Origin of the sequence: Microbulbifer sp. (assembly GCF_051659245.1) — a bacterium.
GTDB lineage: Bacteria > Pseudomonadota > Gammaproteobacteria > Pseudomonadales > Cellvibrionaceae > Microbulbifer.
This window is the reverse complement of the sequence record NZ_JBOFOC010000120.1, coordinates 1-17,097: the sequence shown is the minus strand read 5'-3', so window position 1 is coordinate 17,097 and position 17,097 is coordinate 1. Positions and strand designations below refer to the sequence as shown.

9 protein-coding genes are annotated in these 17,097 nt (G+C 63.9%); 5 read left to right on the top strand and 4 right to left on the bottom strand.

Annotated features, from left to right (window positions below; genetic code table 11):
• Window positions 1-65: 65 nt before the first annotated feature.
• Entirely contained in the window at window positions 66-5,276 is a 5,211-nt protein-coding gene (locus tag ACRC0P_RS12835; protein ID WP_438631512.1) for a DUF748 domain-containing protein, read from the bottom strand.
• 443 nt (window positions 5,277-5,719) lie between these two features.
• Between ACRC0P_RS12835 and selD the strand changes: the two genes are divergently transcribed.
• The 3 genes from selD to cobB all read left to right on the top strand — a co-directional run bounded on the left by selD (window position 5,720) and on the right by cobB (window position 10,447).
• On the top strand, window positions 5,720-7,987 hold the full coding sequence (gene selD / locus ACRC0P_RS12830) for a selenide, water dikinase SelD (RefSeq protein ID WP_438631510.1): 2,268 nt from the start codon (window positions 5,720-5,722) through the stop codon (window positions 7,985-7,987).
• A 178-nt stretch (window positions 7,988-8,165) separates the two neighbouring features.
• Complete coding sequence (locus ACRC0P_RS12825; protein WP_438631508.1) at window positions 8,166-9,461, top strand: NAD(P)/FAD-dependent oxidoreductase; 1,296 nt, start codon at window positions 8,166-8,168, stop codon at window positions 9,459-9,461.
• Window positions 9,462-9,733: 272 nt separating this feature from the next.
• Entirely contained in the window at window positions 9,734-10,447 is a 714-nt protein-coding gene (gene cobB, locus ACRC0P_RS12820) for a Sir2 family NAD+-dependent deacetylase (RefSeq protein ID WP_438631506.1), read from the top strand.
• On the opposite strand, the gene ACRC0P_RS12815 is transcribed toward cobB, so the two are convergent.
• Both ACRC0P_RS12815 and ACRC0P_RS12810 read right to left on the bottom strand, forming a co-directional pair.
• On the bottom strand, window positions 10,384-12,258 hold the full coding sequence (locus ACRC0P_RS12815; RefSeq protein ID WP_438631504.1) for a hypothetical protein: 1,875 nt from the start codon (window positions 12,256-12,258) through the stop codon (window positions 10,384-10,386). The two genes, cobB and ACRC0P_RS12815, sit on opposite strands and share 64 nt — an antisense overlap.
• Before the next feature lie 377 nt (window positions 12,259-12,635).
• The gene (locus tag ACRC0P_RS12810; protein WP_438631502.1) at window positions 12,636-13,109 is read right to left on the bottom strand and encodes a hypothetical protein; all 474 of its coding nucleotides are present in this window, start codon (window positions 13,107-13,109) and stop codon (window positions 12,636-12,638) included.
• Window positions 13,110-13,516: 407 nt separating this feature from the next.
• Between ACRC0P_RS12810 and ACRC0P_RS12805 the strand changes: the two genes are divergently transcribed.
• Complete coding sequence (locus tag ACRC0P_RS12805; protein ID WP_438631500.1) at window positions 13,517-13,963, top strand: CBS domain-containing protein; 447 nt, start codon at window positions 13,517-13,519, stop codon at window positions 13,961-13,963.
• Between the two features lie 55 nt (window positions 13,964-14,018).
• Here ACRC0P_RS12805 and ACRC0P_RS12800 read toward each other — a convergent pair whose 3' ends face one another.
• Entirely contained in the window at window positions 14,019-15,878 is a 1,860-nt protein-coding gene (locus tag ACRC0P_RS12800) for an SLC13 family permease (protein ID WP_438631498.1), read from the bottom strand.
• A gap of 78 nt (window positions 15,879-15,956) precedes the next feature.
• Here ACRC0P_RS12800 and mnmH point away from each other — a divergent pair, with 78 nt between their 5' ends.
• The gene (gene mnmH, locus ACRC0P_RS12795) at window positions 15,957-17,030 is read left to right on the top strand and encodes a tRNA 2-selenouridine(34) synthase MnmH (RefSeq protein ID WP_438631496.1); all 1,074 of its coding nucleotides are present in this window, start codon (window positions 15,957-15,959) and stop codon (window positions 17,028-17,030) included.
• The last annotated feature ends 67 nt before the right edge of the window (window positions 17,031-17,097 follow it).

Sequence of the window (17,097 nt, the reverse complement as noted above, 5' to 3'; positions counted from 1 at the left end):
CCAAAGGGGGAGAGGGGACTGTCGGGGTGAGTAGTTACCCCAAAAAAACAGTTTCATCAACAGCCCTAATTGGAGAGTTCCACCCGTGGCTCCTCGAAATCGCGGCCGTCGTAGTCCGGCGCGCACTGGATGAATTTGTCCGCGGTAATGCCGGCGTTCAACAGGAAAAACTGCACGCGCTGGCCGCGGCGATCGGCCAGCTCTTCCAACTCCTCGTGTATCCCGGTGGGCGGGAAGCGGTAGAAAGTTTCCCGCGCCTTGCGGCTGCCGCGCATGCCCGGAGTACTGGCGGGATACAGCGCAATCCAGTCCCGGGCGGTGGCGACACCGCAGATGCCCGGCCGCGCATCCGGGTGCTCTCTTAATGTAGACACCACTTCCGCCAGTTGCTCCCTGGCCTCCGGGCTCAATTCGTCGCTGCCCGGGGCAAAGGGTACAGGTTCAAAGCGCACGGCGCGCAAACGCTCCCAGGCCAGGCGCGCGAGGGTGTAGAAGCCCAGTGGCGTAAAGTAGCTGAACAGCGCCTCCATGATGGCACGCTGCAGCAGGTCGCCGAAAATAAAGCTGAAGGAGAATTTCGGGTCGTAGAGATCGCCGGTTATCGGCATGGAGAAACGCACGTTGCCCTTGCCGTCGCGCAACAGGGACAGGGCGATATTCAGGGGAATGAACGTTTTTTCCACCGGCAGGGAATCCCCGTCGCGCACGCGGCGCACTTTGATTTTGTTCAGCACGATTTCGGAAAGGGCATCCACCTTGTTGTCCACGATGCGAATATCCATCGTGGCGTCCACCTGCCCTTGCAGGATCTTGTAGCCCAGCAGGTTGGCCACATAGGGGCTGGCGGGAATCAGGTTGACGTTTTTGAGATAACCCGTCAGGTTGGCGTCCCATTTCCGGGTGTCCTTGTAGTCGATAAACCCCGCCAGCTGCACTTCCCCCAGGCCCCCGGGGCGGGCATTCAGCAGCAGGATGGCCGGCGGGTGCAGCGGGTGGTTGCTGGCGTTGATCAGGCGCAGGGTGATCGCACGCACCGGCAGCCGGCTGTGGAACCGGCCCAGGTGATCGATCCAGGTAAACGTGCCACTGTCGATATTGATCTCGCCGATGCGGTAGCGGAATTTCAGCTTTTCGGTAACCGCCTCTCCCGCCCTGGCCAGGGTCGGCATTTCGCCGGTAAGGGCCGCCACCTGCCTGCGCAGTGGAAACTCTCCCACGCGATTGCGCACCAGGATCGCCTCAGGCCGCACCATGTCGACGCCGGCAACCTCAAGGTTGTCTCCCGCGCGGTCGTAGTGCAGGCGATCGACCCGCAACAGCTCCACTTCGCCACTCCAGGCGTGGTGCTCGTAGTCCGGTGCATCTTCGGCGCGGCCGAAGAATGCGGCCCCGCCGGCCTCCGCATACTGAAAGCTCAGCTGCCGCGCGCCGACAAACAGCTGTTCCACCCGGATCGAATCCCCACGCACCAGCCGTTCCCCGCCGGCGCTCCGGATCCGCGGCTGTTCCAGCCGGATATAGTCCAGCGCCACCCCCCCGCCATCGCGGCCGCGATAGCTTCCGCGGGTTTCCAGGCTGTCCGCCGCCACGCAGTGATCCACGCGACTGATGTAGCCCCGGGGAATGCAGCCGCTGATACCGCTCATGCGCAAATCGTCGGCGGCAACCTCCCCGGCGCCGAAGCGAAGAACCCCGGCGCTCAGGGATTCCAATTGCAGCAGCTGGGCCTGCAGCCCCTTCGGGTAGTCCGCCTGGATCAGCCGCGCACCGTCGATAACCAGCCCGTGCAATTCGATGATCCGCCCGGCGGGGGTATCCACGCGCTCGATGCCCTGCAGACGCACGGGTCCCAATTGATAACAAGGTGCCAGTCGCGTATCCCCCAGCCGGCCCGCCAGCAGGCAGCCGCTCAGGCCGGACAGGCTGCCGATCGACAGGCCGTCGCCGCCGTAGGTGAGTTGATCCAGTTGAACCCGGGCAAATTCCCAGGGCTCGCCGGACCGGTTGCCGATCGACAGGTCCGCCAGCACGATGGAGCCGCCGAAAGAAAATGGTGGCGCCAGCGACAGCCTTTGTGTCCCCGGCAGATAGAGGTCGCCCAACCGGATACAGGAATCCCCCACCGGCGCCTTCGCCGCCCGTGCGGCCACCTGTTCCACGGGTCCGACAGGGCAGCCCAGGAAATCGTGTATCCGCAGGTCCGTTACCCACAGGACAGAGCCACGGTTCCAGCGCAATTTTTTCCAGCTCAAACGCTGCAGCCCAACCTGTGCGTATTCCCCCTCCTCCTGCCACAGGGCTATCGCCTCCGAATTCAATTCCCCCAGTTCCAGGCGCGCCACCGCGGGGGTCAGGCCGATGCGGCTGACGCCGGCAAACTGCAGGTCCTCCGCGGTGATGCAATCCGCTACCCCCCAGGCCCGCGCCTTTTCAGGCAGGAGGGTCCGGAGTCCGCAGGCCAGCAACTGGTGCACTTCCAACCCGTAAAGCTCCAGCGCATCCGGTGTCAGCGACAATCTCGCCACTTCGACGGCTTCGATACGCCAGAGGGGTTCCGCCACCGGCGTTACTTTCAGCAGTGTGCGGCCCAGTGTCAGTCCGGGGGCTTCCTCCGCCCCCACTGTGCGCAAGTCCGAAGTGGAGATGCAACGGGGAAGGCCGGGGCGCAGGGTGAAGCTGTGGGGCAGGCAGCCGTGCAGTTGGGCGGCGGAAACGTTTTTTATTTTCAGGCGCGTCGCCTTTGCGGTATCGCGCAGCCAGGCGATTTCCAGCCGCGGCGCCAGGAATTTCTGCACATCGATAACAACCTGGTCTTCCTGTTTAGTGAGGAGTATCCGTCGCGCCAGGGTACCGTTCAAATTTGCCGACACCTGGCGCCGGTCTATCTGCACTTGAAAATTCTCACCCAGGCGCACGCCGGATAAATCCGCACAGCGAATATCGAGCACCGGGGAGGCAACCGAAGACGGCAGGCAACCATTGAAGTCTTCCAGGGAAAAATACGGCAGGAAGAAATCCGCACTGCGATTCCACTGCAGATAGCGAATTTTCGCCTCGGGTACCCGCAGGTCGGACAGGCTGAACAATTCGCCGCCCGCCAGGGTTTTCGTCTCCGCCCGATCCAGGGTCAGCTCCGCCGCAATCAGGTCCACTCCGCCTCCCCAGGCGACTTTCAATGGCTGGTGCTGACGCAGGTTGAGCAGGTCGAAACAGCCGGGCATTTGCCGCGGCTCTTCGTACAGCAGCCGCGCCCAGCTGTGTGGCAGACAGCCCTGCAAACTGCTGAGGGAGAGGCGCTGCAACTGCAGGTTGGGGCTGCGTACATCCGGCACCTGCGCCGCGTCTCTGTCCCCCGCGTCCCTGTCACCCGCGGCCCGCTCGTCCGGCAGCCGGCCTTTCTCCCCGCCTTCGTCGGCCTCGGCCGAGGCGAGAGAGGTCGCGGACTCGCGCGCCCGGTTGTCGTCGATCCACGGATTCTCGGTGTCACTCTGGCGGCGGAAGTAACCGTGACCGGTGTGCAGTTGTCGCAGCAGCAGTCCGCGATCGCCGTTCAGCCGATCCGCCAGCAACATGCGCTCCAGCCACAGTTCACCGAGGATAAGGAAGCCGTCGTCACCGTCGGTCCAGGCAAAATTCCCCACCCCGGAAAGGCGGCGCACGTCCGCGCACAGGGAGCGCAACCGCTGCGGCAGGAGCGCGTCCGGCAGGCAGCCGGAAAGGAGTTTCAGGTCGAAATCCTGCAGCCGCAGCGGCGAACCGGCCCCGGACAAGCCGATGCGTTGCCAGCGCAGTTCCCGCACCTGCAGCTGCGGCTGCCCCTCGCGCTTCAGGCTGAACTCGGCCAGCGCCAACCGGCCGCTGTCGAAACCCCAAGGCTGCCCCTCGCGCCGCGAGGCGAAGCGGATCTGCAGCGGCTCCGGAGTGCGCAGGCCGACCATGCGCAGGCAGAAGTCGTCCGTTTGCCACAGGCTGCCGGGAATACAGCCGCTGGCGCTGCCCATCTCCAGGCCGCGGAATTCCAGGCTGCGTTCTGCGCCCGTGTAGTTGAGTTCGCCGATCCGGGTGTCATTCAGGGTAACCGGGTTGCGCACATCGCCGGCCCGGTCCAGCAGCCGGGTCTGCTGCAGGCGGCCGCCGGTGGTGTGCACATTCAGGCGCTGGCTCCAGTCGAAAACCACCGGCTCCGGCAGCTGCAGGGTGCCGGCGCGCACGCAGTAGTGGTGTTCGCGGTTGCGCCATCCCGACGGGCACCAGTCGAAGGCGGTGGCGCCGGCGCGGTGCCAGGTGAGTTTTTTTCCCTCGCGGGCATAGCGGAAGCGGTTCATGGCCAGGGTTTCCGCCCGCCAATTGGGGTAGCGGCGATTGCTGTGGCGCAGCAGGATGCCCTCGCCGCTGGCCCTCTGCCACTGCGCCCGGGCCTCGGCGCCGAAGGAAAACAACAGCTCGCCTTCCAGTTGCAACTTCCGCGCTGCGCCGCAGTGGCCGATCACCCGGCGCAGGCCCGGCCGCACTTCGGCCCAGCGCTCCGGCGGGCAACTGGCGAAGTGCTCGGCATCGAGCCGCGCGGCGGTGATGCGGTTGCCCGGGTGTTTGAACAGCGCCTCCGCCAGGTCCAGTTTCACCAGCGCGGTATTGGGATCGCCGCCTCTGCCATCTCTCGCCAACAGGTTGCGCAGCTGCAGCCGGTCGGCACCGATCGTCAGTTGCAACGGGTCATCGCCGCGGCGCAGTACCCGCACCAGGAAGTCCCGCGCGCGCAGCTCGGTGAAGTCGATACAGGTGGGCGTCTGCCACTGGGGCCTGTGGCGGTAGCAGAGCCGGCTGTTGCGGACGCGCAGGCGTTCGAACAGCAGGCGCAGGTCCCGCTGTGCAGGGGGTACCGCACCCAGTCTCAATCCGCCGATCTCCCACAGGCGGCGCCCGTCCTCCCACCGGGATTCCAGGTCCATGTGCGCGCCGTCCAGGTACGCCTCCTGCAGTTGCAGGCGCCCGCGCAGCAGCTGCCACCAGCTGTAGTTGAGCATCAGCTCCCGCGCGCGGAAACCGCGCCCGCGGTCGTTTTTTGTTCGCATCCCATGCACATAGAGACTCAGCGTGGGGACGGATACATACAGATGATCGATCTGCGTCTCCATGCCGCGCTGTTGCAGCCAGTGCTCGATGCCCTCCCGCACCAGGATGGAGGCGGTAATGGAAAACAGCCCCAGCAGCAACAGCCCAACCACCAACCACCGGAACAGGCGCTTGAATGGAGCGGTAAACTGGGAAGACTGCATTGGCATTATTGGTAAACAGCGCTGAAAATGAATTTGGCGAAACAGGGGGCTGCAGCGGCGCCCACTAATTAAAGACCAGCGCCACGGGGATTTTTGTAAGCTGACGCGCAATAATGCGCGTAGTGTGGTGTCTCGTACTAAATGGTCATATCAGCGGGCCGCTAAGCGGCCAGATGCAAGGCGCATTTGCGCTGGCGTAGTTGTTCTACGTCATGCAAATGCAACGCCGCAGATGGCTGCTTAGCGGCCCGCCCGGAGGGAGCCCCCCAAAATGCCCACAGCTGCGTTGCAGCTCTTGAAAATGGAATGACCATTCCCTGCGAGCTGCGCCTAACTGTGAGCATTTTGGGGGGCTCTGATAGGACCATTTAGTACGAGACACCACACTAGGCCGGTTCGGCCATTAGACTGCCTATTAATTGATCAACTATCCGCGAGAGACCATGCAGGAGTACCCCAATTACCAGGACATCGTCCTGGTCGGCGGCGGCCACGCCCACGCCATAGCGCTGCGAATGTGGGCCATGAACCCGCTGCCGGGGGCGCGCCTGACCCTGATCTCTCCGCAAATGCAAACCGCCTACTCCGGCATGTTGCCGGGGCTGGTGGCGGGTCACTACCGCACAGACGAAATCCATATCGACCTGGCGCGCCTCTGCCGCGCCGCCGGCGCGCGCTTTGTCCAGGCCAGCGCCCTGCACATCGACCTGCATCAGCGCAGCATTTCCCTGGCCGATCGCCCGGAGTTGGAATTCGACCTGCTGTCGCTGGACGTGGGCGCCACCCCCGCGCGGGATATCCCGGGCTCGGAACTGGCGATTCCGGTAAAACCCGTCGGCGACTTCCACCGCCACTGGCAGCAGCTCCGGGAACAGATGCGGGACAGCGGTGCGCCGCTGAAACTCGGCGTGGTGGGCGGCGGCGCCGGCGGCTGTGAACTGGCGATGGCGGTGGCCCACGCCCTCAAGAACCGTGCCGAAGTGCACCTGGTGCACAACAGCGACCGCCTGCCGGAACAATACCCGCCACTGGCGCGCAGGCTGGTGGCGCGGGAAATGGACAGACTGGGAATACGGGTGCACCGCAACTGGCCGGTGGCGGAAATCACCGGCGGCGGACTGCGCAGTGAAGACAGCCGCACCCTGGCGCTGGACCGGGTGCTGCTCTGCACCCAGGCCAGCGCGCCGCCCTGGCTGGCGGATAGCGGCCTGGCCCTGGACGAGCGCGGCTTCGTACTGGTGGATGAAAAACTGCGCGCACAGGGTCGGGCAAATATTTTCGCCGTCGGCGACGTGGCCAGCTTCGCCGAGCAGCCGCTACCCAAGGCCGGAGTCTACGCGGTGCGCCAGGGTCCGGTGCTGTTCCACAACCTGCGCGCGGCCCTTATGAGAAAGCCGCTGAAAGACTTCCGGCCGCAGAGACATTTCCTCAGCCTGCTCTCCTGCGGCGGCAAGCGCGCCGTGGCGGTGCGCAACGGCCTCGCGGTTGCGGGCGGCGGCCTGTGGCGCTGGAAAAACCATATCGACCGCGCTTTTATGCGTCGCTTCAGCGAATTGTCTCTGGTCATGGCCATGGAGCCGCGGCGCCCGCGGGAAATCATCGGCGAACGCAGCGGTATCGCCCTGGAGAAAATGCGCTGCAGCGGCTGCGGCGCCAAGGTGGGCGCCGAGGTGCTGAACCGCGCTCTGGAAAAACTGCCGCCGCAGCAGTCCCCATACCTGCGCCGGGGCGCGGGGGACGACGCCGCGGTGATGGACCTGCCCCACGGCAAACTGCTGGTGCAGAGTTCGGATCAGTTACGCGCGCTGGTCTCCGACCCCTGGCTGTTCGGCCGCCTGGCGGCGCTGCACGCGTTGTCGGATCTGTTCGCCATGCACGCCCAGCCCGTGGCCGCGCAGGCGCTGGTCACCCTGCCGCTGGCGACGGCGGAACTGGCCCGGCGCGACCTGCAACAGCTGCTCGACGGCGCGGCCCTGGAACTCAACCGCCACCACTGCGCCCTGAGCGGCGGCCACACCGCCGAGGGCGCGGAGCTGCAACTGGGTCTCACGGTCAACGGCATCGCCAGCCCGGACCAGTTGCTGGAAAAGACCGGCGCCCGCCCCGGCGATTGCCTGGTGCTGAGCAAACCGCTGGGTGTGGGCACCCTGTTCGCCGCCGAGGGGTTGGGAAAAGTGCGCAGCCGCTGGCTGCAGGAAGCATTGCAGACCATGCTGCAGAGCAACGCCTCCGCCGCGGAAGTCTTCTCCCGCCACAGCGCCCGCGCACTCACCGATATCACCGGCTTCGGCCTGCTCGGCCACCTGCTGGAAATGCTCGGTCTCGATCACGCCGGCGGCGGGACGAGCCCCCTGGGCGCAACCCTGATCGCGGAAAACCTGCCGCTGCTGTCCGGCGCCGCCCATTGCGCGGAACAGGGCTGGCTGTCCAGCCTGCAGCCACAGAACGCCGTCGCCTATGGCAGTGTCGAAAACCCCGGCGAGTGGGGTGCGCTGCCCCACTGGGCGCTGCTCACCGATCCGCAGACCTGCGGTGGACTGCTCGCCGCGATACCGGCCGCGCAGGCGGAGGGATGTGTGCGCGCCCTGCAACTGGCGGGGTGCGAGCGGGCGGCAATTGTCGGCGTGATAAACACCGCCGGTGGACGGCCAATACGACTGGCTCGAAAGGTGGACTGGCAGCAGCTGGCCGCGCAAAGTGAAACCGGCTGACATCGATCGCGGGCATGGCCCGCTCCTACAGGGGGGTGCCCGCGCAAATTGCCAATCGCGCACCGCTGGGGGATACTGGCGCCAAAACACAGCGCCGACAATCCGGCGACGATAAAAACGCAGCGATGGTCTTTCACAGATTGGGGAATCGATTTATAGCAATCGACAGGAAGACCTTATGAAGAAAATTGTTATCGTCGGCGGCGGTGCCGGCGGCCTGCAGCTGGCCACCCGGCTGGGCCACTATTTCTCGCGCAAACGCCAGCGCAAATCTCCCGCCACGCACATCACCCTGGTGGACAGGAACCGCACCCATATCTGGAAACCCCTACTGCACCAGGTGGCCACCGGCGCACTGGATTCCAGCCTGGATGCGCTCAATTACCAGGTGCACGCCCGCGGCAACGGCTTCGACTTCCAGTTGGGCAGCCTGCAAAAACTCGACCGCCGCCGTCGCGCGATTGGACTGGCCCCGGTACTGGACAGCGAGGGCCGCCAGTTGGTGCCGGCGCGGGAACTGGAGTACGACTACCTGGTGCTGGCCCTGGGCAGCCAGAGCAACGATTTCCACACCCCGGGGGTACGCGATCACTGCGTGTTTCTCGACAGCAGCGAACAGGCGCGGCGATTCCACCGCCTGCTGCTGGACCGCTTCCTGCAACTGGAAACCCATGTCGCCGACAAGCTGCAGATCGCCATCGTCGGTGGCGGCGCCACCGGGGTGGAACTGGCCGCGGAGCTGATGGACACCACCCGGCAGATGGGCCACTACGGCCATATCGCCCGCCGCGCCCTGCAGGTCACCCTGATCGAGGCCAGCCCCCACCTGCTGCCCGCCCTGCCGCCGCGCCTGGGCAACAACGCCGAGCGGGAACTCAGCCGTCTGGGCGTGCGGGTGATGACCGGCTGCGCCGTGGCGGAGGCGAACAGGGAGGGCTTCGTCACCGCGAGCGGCGAGGAAATCCCCGCGTCCATCCGCGTCTGGGCCGCGGGAGTAAAAGCCGCGGACTTCCTGGCCCAGTTGGACGGCCTGGCCACCAACCGGCTCAACCAGATCGAAGTCACTGCGGAGCTGCAGAGCGTCAGCGATCCGCATATCTTTGCCCTCGGCGACTGCGCCGGCTGCACCGACAGCGCCGGCCAGAAGGTGCCCCCGCGCGCCCAGGCGGCGCAGCAGATGGCGGGAGTTGCCGAGTACAACCTGATCGCAGCAATCGAAGGGCGCCCGCTGAAGAGATTTCACTATCGTGACCGCGGCTCGCTGGTGTCCCTGAGCAAACACACCGCGGTGGGCAACCTGATGGGCGCACTGGTCAAGGGCAGCCTCACCATCGAGGGGCGTATCGCCGGCTTCGCCTACCGCTCCCTGTATCGCATGCACCTGGCGGCGGTGCACGGCTGGGCCAAGGCGATGCTGATCTACCTGGTGGGTCGGGCCAACCGCTTTGTGAAGCCGCCGTTGAAAATGCATTAGATTCGAGACTTGGGATTTCGGGACCCGGGACTCGAAAAAAGTAGCGCCCGCGAAGCGGGTGAACGCCATGGATGGCGTGAATCACTGGGGCCAGGGGAGAATGGTACCAAGTTAAGCGGAATCTCCCTGTAGGAGCCTGCTTGCAGGCGAATTGAGGGCGCGGCAAGGCACCGGGAATGTTCGCCTGCAAGCAGGCTCCTACAGCGTAATCCCCAGGGACAGGAGCAACTCGGAGCTTAACTTAGTGCCATTCGGGCCGGGGAAGAGGGCAAATGAAATATCAACACATTGTGGTACTCACCGGCGCCGGCATCTCCGCCGAGTCCGGCATCCGCACCTTCCGCGGCGCCGACGGCCTGTGGGAGAACCATCGCCTGGAAGACGTGGCCACTCCCGAGGCCTTCGACCGCGACCCGGAACTGGTCCAGCGCTTCTACAACGAGCGGCGCCGGCAACTGCTCTCCCCGCAGATCGCTCCCAACGCCGCACACTTGGCACTGGCGGAACTGGAGCGGGGATTCCCCGGCGATTTCCTGCTGGTCACCCAGAATATCGACGACCTCCACGAGCGCGCCGGCAGCCGCAACCTGATCCATATGCACGGGGAATTGCTCAAGGCGCGCTGCGGCAATACCGGCAGTCTCTACCCGGTCCGCGACGACCTGCGTACCGGCGATCCATGCGACTGTTGCGGGGTGCCGGGCCGTCTGCGCCCGCACGTGGTCTGGTTCGGGGAAATGCCGCTGGAAATGGAACGTATCTACGACGCGCTCAGCGGGTGCGATTTATTTATCAGCATCGGCACCTCGGGCAATGTGTACCCGGCGGCGGGCTTCGTCGAATGCACCAACGCCGCCGGCGCCCACAGCGTGGAGTTGAACCTGGAGCCCGGCAGCACACGGGACGCTTTCCGCGAGCACCGCTACGGACCGGCTTCCGGGGTGGTCGCGGGATTTGTGCGGGAGTTGCTGGAAAACACCGAATAATCGGCGTCGACGAACCGAACACCGATCCCCGGTGAAACGACGGGGACCCGGTAGTAGTCGAGCAGGAACAACAAGCCGTCCTCTACGGTTTCGTATTCGTAGGTCATTTCAAAATTCGATATGGTGTAACCGCCGTTCTCCCCCTCCCTCTCCGAGCGCTCGCTCACCAGGTTGCCGTCGGGACCGTAGGTGTAGCTGTCGGTAGTGCGGGAGATCAGGCTGCCGTCTTCGGCGGTGGAGGTCCTCACCCGCTGTTGCAGCTGGCCGTTGCTGTGGTAGTTGTACTCGGTGACGCTGTCCCGGGGCTCCCACACGCTGGACACACTGAGATTCTCCGTGTCCACGGATGATCTCACCAGTCGGCCACCGCTGTACTCATAGCTGTAGGTGATGCGGGTGTCGACTGTCCCGTCCGCACCGTAGTCGATTTCGGAAATCCGGGAAAGCGTCCGACCATTATCGTTGTATTCGTAGCGGTGGACAGTGAGGTTTTCGACAGTGCCGTCCACATCCATATCGGTCTCCGCCCGCTCGCCGGCAATCCTGCCCGCGCTGTCGTAAGTCCGCGTCAGGTTGTAGCGGTAATCGACAATGCCGTCCGCCACATCGTCGCCGTCCTCGGTCCGGCCCTGCAGGCGCCCCCGGTCGTCGTAACTGTTGCTGCGCACCACCCGCCGGTTGGCGACGCCGTCGCCGTCGTCGTCCTCCTCCCGGGTTTCGGATAACAGATTACCGGTATCGTCGTAACTGCGAAGGATACTTCGGCGCTCATCTATTTCGCCGTCCGCGCCGTTATCCCACTGGTAGATATTTTCCAGCAGGTTGCCGCCGCTGTCGTAGCGGTAGTTGTAGGCCGAGGTGCTATCCAGGATACCGTCTGCGCCTCGATCCCGCTCCCAGGTACTGGAGACCAGGTTGCCACCGGCATCGTACTCCCGGGAAGTGCGGGTGATAGTCTCCGGACTGCCGTCTCCATCACTGTCGCTGCGGCTCTCCGAGTAGGTCAGCCTGTGGACCGCATCGTATTCGGATTCGGAAACAATTCCGAAATCGCCGTCTGTATCGTTGTCATAGCGATGCCCGGTCAGGCGCCCCTGGTCGTCGTAATCCAGGGCGAGGACTGAATCGACGGTTCCATCGATATCGGAGTCGATTTTCCTCAGCACCGGCAGATGGGCCGGCACCTGAATATCCAGAATCCGGTACAGATAGGGCAGCGGCACTGTGACCGGTATACTGTAATCGGTCGCGAAGGTGGTTTTCAGAGCAGTGAGCGTGTCCGGGCCCCGCTCGGAGGGAAAAGCGTAGAGATTGATGTCGAAGTTCAGGTCGGTATCCGCCAGTTGTTGGTCCCAGTCGGTGACATCGATACCATTGTCCAGCCGGCGGTCGTTATCCAGGGTGGCCAACAGCATGGCGATATTGGCAACCCGGTCGAAATCGCTGACCACCTCCGTATTCGCCAGCTCCGCGCGCAGTGCCACTTCGCCGGTTGGAGGCTCCAGCCCGTAGAGATCGAACAGATCGATGCGCTCCGCTGCCGGGGCGAAGCCCAGGGTGATGCCGCCCAGGGAAAAGGTGACGGTTTCTCCCTCCCGGTAGATAAACCCACCCCCGGCATCGGTGAGACCTGACTGGCTGGAGGTCTGGTAGCGCACTCCCTCGACGACGCCTTCCATAAAGACACCGGAGAGAAGATTATCGCTATCGTCACTGCCGCCGCTATCACAGGCACCCAGCACAGAGAAGATCACCGCCATTGAGAGGTGTTTACAGGCCGCCGCAGGCCCCGCGGTTCTGATCCCTTTCATTATTTGCTTCCTTGTCTGTCGGTTGACGCCTACGTCTTGAACAGCGGAACCATGCTACCCGGAAGCAAAAGGAATTTGTAGTTGGATAAAAGGAGGGAGGGAATGTCGCGGCCACGGCCGCGACATCGGAGCAAGAGGGGCTGGCCCAAATACGGTTGAGTTAGGCCACTTTTGTATTCGCAGGGTGCGCCATGACAGAAAATTGCTCCTGCATTTTCTGCACTTCCGCTGGGCGGCACTCCGCCATCCATGGCGGTCGCGCACCGCCCCAGGGCTCGCGCGGGTTTCAGACTTTTTGGTGCGCACGGCGCACCCTACGGCCGGGTCTTAATTCAACAGTATTGGGGCTGGCCCGGATAGTGCATCACGCCGCTGGGCTAGATCTTCCAGCTCTTCACGGTTTCCAGGTCGTGCTCGGCGATCCAGTCATTCAGCTGCTTGGGATTGCGCTTTTTCTTTTCCACGGTGGCACCGGTGTAAGGGTTGCGGTAGTGGCCGGTCTCCAGCTTCGGTTCGCTGGATTTGGCGGCGACCGCGCGGCGGGTGCGACGGGGGGATTCGCCTTCGCGTTTCAGGGTGCGGGCCACGCGGGATTTAAGGGTCTGGATATAGCCCGGTGCATCCTGCTGATTCAGCTGGCCCACCAGCCAGTTCACTATCTCCTCTCCGCGCGCGACGAAGAGCTCCTCCTCCGACATATCGTATTCCGCGGCCAGGTTTACCAGCGCCTTGTCAAAAGCGATGACGCCCTGCTTTTTGCGTTCGACCTGCTCCCGCTGCTGTTGCAGTTCTTCAATTTTTGCCTGGTGCTCGGCGATTTGCTGTTCGATTTGATCGTATTCCTGAAACATTCAATAGACCTCAACTGCTGTTATCAAACACGGAGATAGTAACTGGGCCGCAAAACGGCACAGGATTCGGATTCCGGACGATATAAAATTGCTTAATAAACCCCCTATCCGGTTTTTATCGGATAAGAAGTGTAAATATCGCGGCATATAACATGTGAAACTAAATTTGCAGCCAAACGGCTGAAAATCAGTAAACCGATAACTCCTTGCGAGCCCGGGGAGCACCGGTATTACAGAGTCTGCGCAGAACTTGGGCAGAGGTCGCGAATAATAAGCTTTCGCCGGTAAATATCAACTGATATTTGGCTATATCGCTATAATCAATGCCCTGGAGACGATTTGGTGAACACCCCGCCGCTGGCCTATGCTTTTGAATGCAGCCGACTTCAGATTCAGGTTTTGTACCTATGTCCAAACCCCGCAATATCCATCACATGCCCACCCTGGCGGCACTGATGACCCCCTTCCCCTACCATATCGATACAAGCGCCACCGTGGAGGAGGCGCTGGCACTCATGGAGGAGCACGGTGTACACCACCTGCCGGTCACCCGCGACGGCGACCTGGAGACGGTTATATCGCGGCGGGATATCGAACGGGCCAACGCCCCCGGCCACCGCCTGGAGGAACAGCAGCTGTACGTGCACGATCTCTGCGCCCGCCGCCCCTATATCGCCGATATTCACGACCCGCTGGACAGGATACTGCTGGCCATGGCCGACACGGGCATCGGCTCCGTGCTGGTGATGCGCGAGGGGGAGTTGGCGGGAATTGTCACCGTCACCGATGCCCTGCGCTTCTGCGGCGAATACCTGGCGGACCTGGTCCGGGAGGAAGACGACTCCGCCGCCTGAAGAACCCTGGCCTGGCCGCGATCTGAGGCCGATCGCGGCCAGCGGCCGCTCCTACTCACAGCGGCCACACCCACAGCAGCATCGGAACAGCGACCACCACCACCAGAATCTCCATCGGCAACCCCATACGCCAGTAGTCGCCAAACCGGAAACCGCCGGGGCCCAGGATCAGGGTATTGTTCTGGTGTCCGATCGGGGTCAGGAAAGCGCAGGATGCGCCTATGGCCACCGCCATCAGGAAGCTGTCCGGGTTGGCCTCCAGTTGCGCCGCCGCCCCCAGGGCGATGGGGCACATCACCGCGGCGGTGGCGGCGTTGTTCATAAAGTCCGACAGGGTCATGGTAATCACCAGCAACAGTGTAACCGCCACCACCGCGTGCCCCCGGGCGACGTACTCCAGCATGCCCTTGGCGAGCAGTTCGGCGGCGCCGGTGGACTCCATCACCCCCGCAACGGGAATAAGAGCTGCCAGCAGCACGACCACCGACCCATCTATGGCCCCGTATACCTCGCGCAAGGGCAGTACCTTGAACACCATGAACGCCAGCACACAGGCGGAGAAGGAAATAGCCGCCGGTAACAGCCCAAAGGCCGCGCCGGCTACTGCAAGAACCATGGCCAGCAGGGCGACGGCGGTCTTGTGTATATGGGGAATATTGATCGAGCGCTGCGCCAGCGGCACGCAGCCCTGCTCGCTGGCAAAGTTGTTCAGGCGCGCATCGGTGCCCAGCATCAGCAGCGCGTCCCCGGCGCGCATCGGCGTCGAGCGCAACCGGCGCACCGAGCGCCGCCCCTGGCGGGAGAGCGCCAGCAGGCTGATCTCGTAGTGAGTGCGGATGCGCATCGCCTCCACCGAGCGGCCCACCAGGGGGGAATCGGGCATCACCACCAGTTCGCGCAACAGGGCCTCGCTGTCCTCGGAGGGTTTGGCTTTCTCCTTGTCGTCGGATTTCGCCTGCTTGTCGCGCCGCAACCGACTCGGGGAGGACTCCTCTTTCTTCTTGCTTTCCTCTTCCTCCTCCTGGGATTTCTCCCCCTCCAGTTTTAGCCCCAGGGTGGAAATCGCCGCAGAGAGGGATTCGGGCTCCGCCTCGATCACCAGGATATCGCCTTCATACACCGCCCTGCCCGGCGACGCCACCGACAATCGCCGCTCGTTGCGCACCAGGCCCACCACCTGGGCGTCCGCCTCGCTGAGGATCTCCTCGATCTCTGCCAGGGATTTGCCGGCGGCGGAACTCTTCTCCTCCACCACCGCCTCCGTCAGGTAGGTACCGGTGTCGAAAGTGGCAGCACCGGCCTGGGGGCGCATGGGCACCAGCCGCCAGCCCAGCAGCGCCACAAAGGTCACCCCCACCAGGGCCACCGTGAGCCCCACCGGGGTGAAATCGAACATGCCGTAACCGCCGGCCCCAACGCTGGCGCGGAAGCCGGATACGATCAGGTTCGGCGGCGTGCCGATCAGGGTGGTCATGCCGCCGAGGATGGTGCCGAAAGAGAGCGGCATCAGTATCTTGCCGGGCGGCAGCTGGCATCTGCCCGCCACATCCGCAGCCACCGGGATCAGCAGCGCCATGGCACCCACATTGTTCATAAAGCCGGACATCACCGCACCGATCGTAGCGAGGACACCGATGGCGAGGGTGGGGGAATCGGTCTTGGGCATCAGCCGCTGGGCCAGCACGTCCATCGCCCCGGTACTTTGCAGTCCCCGACTCAGGATCAGCACCGAGGCCACGGTGACCACCGCGGGGTGGGCAAACCCCATAAAAGCGTCGGCGGGTTCGAGAAGACCGACGAATACGCAGGCAAACAGCGACGCCAGCGCCACCATATCGTGACGCCAGCGACCCCATATAAACGACCCCACTGTGGCGACGAGAATGGCGAGAATAGTGAACTGCTCAGCGTTCATTTAGTGTTAACAGGTCCTGGGAATCCGCAACGGCGCCTATTCAGGGTAAACTTGCCGGCAACTTTTTGGAGATTGAATTTGCGCCAGAACGATTACCGCCAGCTTTTTTTGCTCGACACACCGCTGATGGACGTGCGCGCGCCGGTGGAATTCGCCCGCGGCGCCTTCCCCGCCGCGGAAAACCACCCGCTGCTGGACGACCGCCAGCGGGAACTGGTGGGCACCGAATACAAGCGCTCCGGCCAGCAGGCGGCGATCGAACTGGGCTGGAAACTGGCCACGCCGGAAGTGCGCGCCCAGCGCCTGGCCAACTGGAGCGACTTCGTGCGCCAGCACCCGGACGGCTGCCTCTACTGCTTCCGCGGCGGCCTGCGCTCGCGCACCGCACAGCAGCTGCTGCGCGCCGAGGGCATCCACTACCCGCTGGTGGAAGGCGGCTACAAGGCCATGCGCAACTTCCTGCTCGCGGAGCTGGAACAGAACTGCGCGCAGCTGCCGCTGGTGGTGATCGCCGGCCGCACCGGCAGCGGCAAGACGGAGCTGATCCGGCGCGCCCCGCGCGCGGTGGACCTGGAGGGCATAGCCCGGCACCGCGGTTCCAGCTTCGGCCGCACCGGCGAGGCGCAACCGGCGCAGATTGATTTCGAGAACTGCGTCAGCATCGACATGCTCAAGCTGGCGCAGAAACCCGGTCCGGTATTTATCGAGGACGAGAGCCGCCTGATCGGCCGCTGCGCCCTGCCGCCGGTGCTGCAGGAAGCGATGAAACTGGCCCCGCGGGTGGAGGTGGAGAAACCGCTGGAAGCCCGGGCGCAGCGCATAGTGCGCGATTACGTAAACGGGGCGCTGTCGCGTTTCACGGATTCCGAAGAGGACGCGGTGCAGGCCCTGGGCGGCGAACTGCGCGAGAGCCTGGCACGTATTCAAAAGCGACTGGGCGGCCTGCGCTACCGGCAACTGGACGAACAGCTTCAGTCCGCCAACCGGGAGCTGGCGCAGAGCGGCAGCGGCGAGGGCTATACCCCCGTGGTGATGGCGCTGCTGCGGGAATACTATGACGGCATGTACGACTACCAGTTGCAGAAACGCGAGGGTGAGGTGCTGTTTCGGGGGAGTTTTAATGAAGTGGCGGAGTGGCTGGCGGAACGGTAGGAAAAATTTAAACCCTGGCGGGCCTGCGACCCGCGTTGCGGAGCTGGAGCTCCGCGTTCCCGGGACC